The sequence below is a fragment of the Echinimonas agarilytica genome, from assembly GCF_023703465.1.
Lineage (GTDB): Bacteria > Pseudomonadota > Gammaproteobacteria > Enterobacterales > Neiellaceae > Echinimonas > Echinimonas agarilytica.
In genome coordinates, this window is the sequence record NZ_JAMQGP010000016.1 from 1 (window position 1) to 5,298 (window position 5,298).

At 39.8% G+C, this 5,298-nt stretch carries 4 protein-coding genes; all 4 read left to right on the plus strand.

The annotated features are described in order from the left end of the window. The first annotated feature begins 416 nt into the window (after window positions 1-416). Window positions 417-1,286 (plus strand): AbiH family protein, encoded by an 870-nt coding sequence (locus NAF29_RS18030; protein ID WP_251263024.1) that lies wholly within the window; start codon window positions 417-419, stop codon window positions 1,284-1,286. Between the two features lie 95 nt (window positions 1,287-1,381). Next, window positions 1,382-2,038, plus strand: a complete 657-nt coding sequence (locus NAF29_RS18035) for a hypothetical protein (RefSeq protein ID WP_251263025.1) — start codon at window positions 1,382-1,384, stop codon at window positions 2,036-2,038. A gap of 56 nt (window positions 2,039-2,094) precedes the next feature. Further along, window positions 2,095-3,267 (plus strand): SIR2 family NAD-dependent protein deacylase, encoded by a 1,173-nt coding sequence (locus tag NAF29_RS18040; protein WP_251263026.1) that lies wholly within the window; start codon window positions 2,095-2,097, stop codon window positions 3,265-3,267. Window positions 3,268-3,269: 2 nt separating this feature from the next. Then, a complete protein-coding gene (locus NAF29_RS18045) occupies window positions 3,270-5,105 on the plus strand; it encodes an ATP-binding protein (RefSeq protein WP_251263027.1) in 1,836 nt (611 codons plus the stop codon). Window positions 5,106-5,298 lie beyond the last annotated feature (193 nt).

Below are 5,298 nucleotides of genomic sequence, written 5' to 3' on the forward strand. Positions count from 1 at the left end.
GCTTGAGAATTCGTTCGTATAGCGTTCGTTGATCCACGGATAAATCCAACCAAATTGCATTGGTTAAATCATGCATGGCTTTTCGCTTTCTTGAAAGGATTACCCACTAGAACTGGTGAAGGGCCTTATTGATACAGTAATTAGCATGTTCTAATGTAAGGTGGTATACAAAAGGGGAGTCGTTGAATTTTTCGCAAAATGTGGATAATGTGAGTTAATCGAAGGGATTCAGGCCGTTACACCTCCATTTCGCAGGACGCGAAAGTCATGATAGGTCTACACTGTCCGAAAACCCACCAAATATCCATTAAGGTATACATGTCTACCTTATGTACATTATGTATACATGTGGATCTACTAAGCGTTACATTCTTTAATCCTCCACAATTACAGTTAGAATTTGTAGGAAGTATCACGTGACAATATTAGTCATTATCGGCAATGGATTTGATATCCAAAATGGATTACCAACAAGCTATAGGGATTTTCATAAGCTGTATAGCTCTAAGCTAAATGATATCTTGGTGCACTTTCCTGATTTCTTTGATGATCAAGAATGGTCTTACTTTGAAGAAAATCTGGCTGTTTTCGATGAAGATAATTTTAGAGAGACTTCAGCGTTGGAGCCTAGTATGGATGACATGATAGAATCTTCTAAGTATGTAAATGGCTACAACGATGAAATAGAAGAGAAAGTTAGAGAATTAGTTAATGATATCCATGACTCATTTAAAGCTTGGGTTAAATCAATAAATGTTAATAAAGCATTAAAGTTTATGGCGTTTCCAGAGGGCTGTAAATTTATTAACTTTAACTATACGCCAACCCTTCAGCAAGTTTATTTGGTTCCTGATATAAACGTCCTACATATTCATGGACAAGTAAGAGGGAATATTATCTTTGGTCATGGTGCAGGAAATGGCAATAAGGCATCTTCCTCGTCATTTAATGAAAATAAACCTTGGTTTGAAGAAGCAAATAAATCACTTGCATCAGTAACCGATCAACTTTATAAGCCCGTCAACGAGATACTTGATAATAGTAGAGCATCGCTAGAAGGTTACGGTAATGTTTCAAAAGTCATTGTTATAGGCCACTCCATAAATGAAATCGATGTTCCATATTTTAAGCTAATACTTGATACCTACCCTGATGTTACATGGGAAAACTGGAATTATGATGAAGGTATCATGGAGTCTCACGAAAATTTGCTAAATTTAGGTGTGGCTGAAAGCAAGTTAAATTCGTCATGCTCAAGTGGTCTTAATCTAGCTTACCCACAGTAATGAAATGTAACAAGTTGCTGCACACGGAAAAATTACTCGCTGCGCTCCTAATTTTCCGGTGAGCAAAGCGTTAGCCATCACAAAGGAATTCGAGAATGTCACCATGGTTTAGTTTTGCAATTTCATGCATAGCACTATTAATATCAGGTGCCACTGCTTGGCTTACCTTTTTTCGTAAAGGAAAGCTGGTAATGACTCAACCTACGGTAATTTTCTTTGGGCCTGATGGCGTAAGATTCGACAGCAATAAGAACAAAATATATTTAAGAACGCTCCTATACAGCACGGCTAAGCGCGGTCAAGTTTTAGAAAGTCTGCATGTTTCGCTGCATAGAAATGAATCCAAACAAAATTTCAATATATGGGTGTACGGCGAAAAAGGAAATCTCAAAAGAGGTAGTGGCCTGTTTGTGCCTCAAGGGGGAGTAACATTTGACCATCACTTTTTACTCCCAAAAGATGGTGCAAATTTCCAATTCCATGAAGGGGCATATAAATTAATCGTATTTGCCAAGCTTGTTGGCAGCGAAAAAGCAGTCGAACTTACGGCAATTAATTTAACCGTCACTCATAATCAAGCTACAGAACTATTGAGGCCTCAAGCCGGAATCTACTTCGATTGGGGTCCTGAACAACAATCATATTTTGCCCATATAGAAATAAAGCCCGACGATGAACCGAGTATGGACAAAATACTAGAAATAATGGCTAACAAATCAATTCAGCCGACCGCTAAAGCGTCGGCTGATTGAGGCGTTATAACGCGCTGCTTTTCAGCTTGGATACAACTCTTTAAGAAGGATATAAAATGGATGATTTGATTGATGACGAGTTGTTCTTGCAAGTAGAGGAGCACTTGAAGTGTAGTGAGCAAAGTTGGCTACTCGGTGCTGGAATAAGTTTCGACGCTAAATTACCACTTATGTACCCTTTAACAAATAAAGTTAAGAAGGATATAAAAGTTAGTCATAAGAAATTATATGACGATATTATCACTCCACTATTTGAAGAGTTGCCAGAGCAATGCCACATAGAGCATGTTCTTAGTCATCTTGGCGACTATGCGGCATTAGCTGAAAGAAACAAAGAAAAGAAAACAGCAATTCGTGGGGAAGAAATTGAGTTATCTACCTTAGAAGAAGCACATAATACAATTCTTGAGTCTATTTCAAATGTTATCCGTTGCGGCTATGTTGAAGGCGATGATGAAACGGCAGATGAAGAAGGTACTTTGTCAGAGCCAATTGTCGATATTGAATCCCATTTAGATTTTATCGACACACTGTTTAATCATGCCTCTGCTGGTGTTCATGAGCGAAGAAAAACAGTCAATATTTTCACAACTAATTATGACACTCTTTTGGAAGATGCATTAGCACTAAACAAGGTGCCGTATTGGGACGGATTTGCTGGAGGAGCTGTAGCTCACCGTACACAGAGATATGGCGAACCAGCACCAGCAAATGGACAGCGCGCAAACTTGATCAAGATGCATGGTTCGATAGATTGGTTTCTTTGTGATAAAGGCTATGTCTGGCGAGTTAGGGACAATGACCGCTACCCCAAGGCAAATCGTCGCGTTCTAATTTACCCTCAAGCAACAAAATACATTGCTACTCAGCAAGATCCTTTTTCTTCTCAGTTTGATTTATTTAGAAAATCTCTAAATTCTCGTCAAAGTAATACGTTAGCGGTTTGTGGTTACAGTTTTGGTGATGACCACATTAATAATGAAATTGAGTTCGCTTTATCTAAGGAAGAAAACAAAACAGTACTCTTGGCATTTTTGGAATGTAAGGATGACATGCCAGAATGTTTAGAAAAGTGGCGTAGTTCCAGTTTTGGCTCAAGAGTAATTATTGCTTCGTTGCGTGGTTTATATGTCGGAGACCAAGGCCCATATAAAAGAAAAGACGATGATGATTATTGGTGGACATTCAAAGGTGTAACATCAGTACTAAAGAATGGATGCGAGGTTTAGTTATGTTTACACCAGAAGAAGAGTTAAAAATTGGACAGGTTGTTGAAGTATCTGGAACCAACATTAAGGTAGAGATCTCCGATAAAATATCTGAGCTGACGAGGACATTTAATGGTCGCGTTTACCCTATCGGTCAAATAGGTAGCATGGTCAAAATTCACTATGGCCGCAAAATAATTTTCGGCTTGGTGACAATGCTCAGAATGCGATCAGAAGAGTTAATTGAAGCAGGTATGCCCGTAACTGCAGATTCTGATCAGCGTGTAATGGAAGTCCAACTGTTAGCTGAAGGCAGCTGGAATAATACAAAATCCACATTGGCTTTCAAACGTGGTATCAAAACCTACCCTTTACCCCAGCAAGGTGTATTCCTTTTAACCAACGAGGAAATTTCTTTTGTATACCGATCCGCTGAAGGTACAAGAGATGATGAAGTTGATCCATTAGTTCCCTTTGCCGTTTACAGTGCTTCTGAATCTACGGCCTGTCGGGCTAATATCAATAAAATGTTTGGTATGCATTGTGCGGTTCTTGGTTCTACTGGATCTGGTAAGTCAGGTACCGTCGCTGCAATCATTCATAGTGTACTATCGCATAAAAACAATGAGAAAGAGTTGTCTCCTCAGATAGTGGTTGTTGACCCTCATGGAGAGTATGGTTCAGCCTTTAAGGATAGAGCGGTACAGTACCGAGCATACGATATCACAGCAGGTGATGACGGCCAGGAAGAGATAAAGCTACCGTATTGGTTAATGTCTAGTGATGAGTTTACTAATCTGATCATCGGAAAGACAGAAAGAAGTGCTACTAGCCAGAATAATGCAGTTCAGAAAGCGCTAGCTCACGCAAGAATGGTTGCAGCTAAGATTGTAAAGCCTTGCCCTAGTGATTTCGGAACAAATGAGCTTGATGATTTAGAGAATTTTGATGATCCTAATCTTTGTGATGGTAAAGACACATCGGACATTCTGGAATTCGATCGTGATAAACCTAGACCATTCTGTTTGGAAGAATTTGAAAACCATATAAAGTATATACAGGGTGGCAGAAAAACCAATGCTGGCCATATAAGCCTATCAAATACTGATCTGGCAAAATCACCTGTTCCCTCCATTCTGGATAAACTCAAGGTTCTTCGAAGAGATACTCGCCTTTCATTTATGATGAAGTGTTGGGTTGATAACGTTGCAGAAATAAAGCTACATCAAGTATTGAATCAATTCATTGGTGCACCTAGTCAGGCAGGAAAAGATATTAGGATTATTGATATTTCAGGTTTGCCAAATGAAGTTGCAGGCCCACTTACCGCGCTAATTGCTAGGTTACTTTTTCAATATAAAGTATTTCAAACTCAACAAGAGAAAGAGAAGGACCCTATATTATTAGTGTGTGAAGAAGCCCATAGGTATGTTCCAGACCATGGAGAAGCCCAATATGCAGCAGCTCAAGGAGCGATAAGACGCATAGCAAGAGAGGGGCGAAAATATGGAATCGGCTTGATGCTGGTAAGTCAGCGGCCTGCTGATGTCGACAGCACGGTAATTTCGCAGTGTGGTACTTGGGTTGTATTGAGGCTAACAAATTCTGCAGATCAGCAGCATGTTGCTCGATTCCTGCCAGATGGACTTTCTGGCATGGTCGGAGCGTTACCTATTTTATCTCAGCAAGAAGCAATTTTTGTTGGTGAAGGCGCTGCTCTACCTTCGAGGGTAAGAGTAAGGGATCTGAAAGAAGAGCAATTACCGAAATCTAATACGATACCATTTGCTAAAGGCTGGGCTAGTGATCGCCTAGATATAGATAAATTGCAAGAAATATCTGAGAGGATGTGCAGATAAACGCGCGTTATAACAAGGCACTGCACGCGGATAATTCACTCGCTGCGCTCATAATTTACCGGTGAGTGAGGCGTTGGTATGACTCCCCACGTCAAGTAGAGCACACAAATATCGGCCTAAAGATTTAAGCCTTTTTAATCTTTCAACTCAAAATGAGATGAGTTAACGCAGAAGATGAAGCAAGTAAATTCGT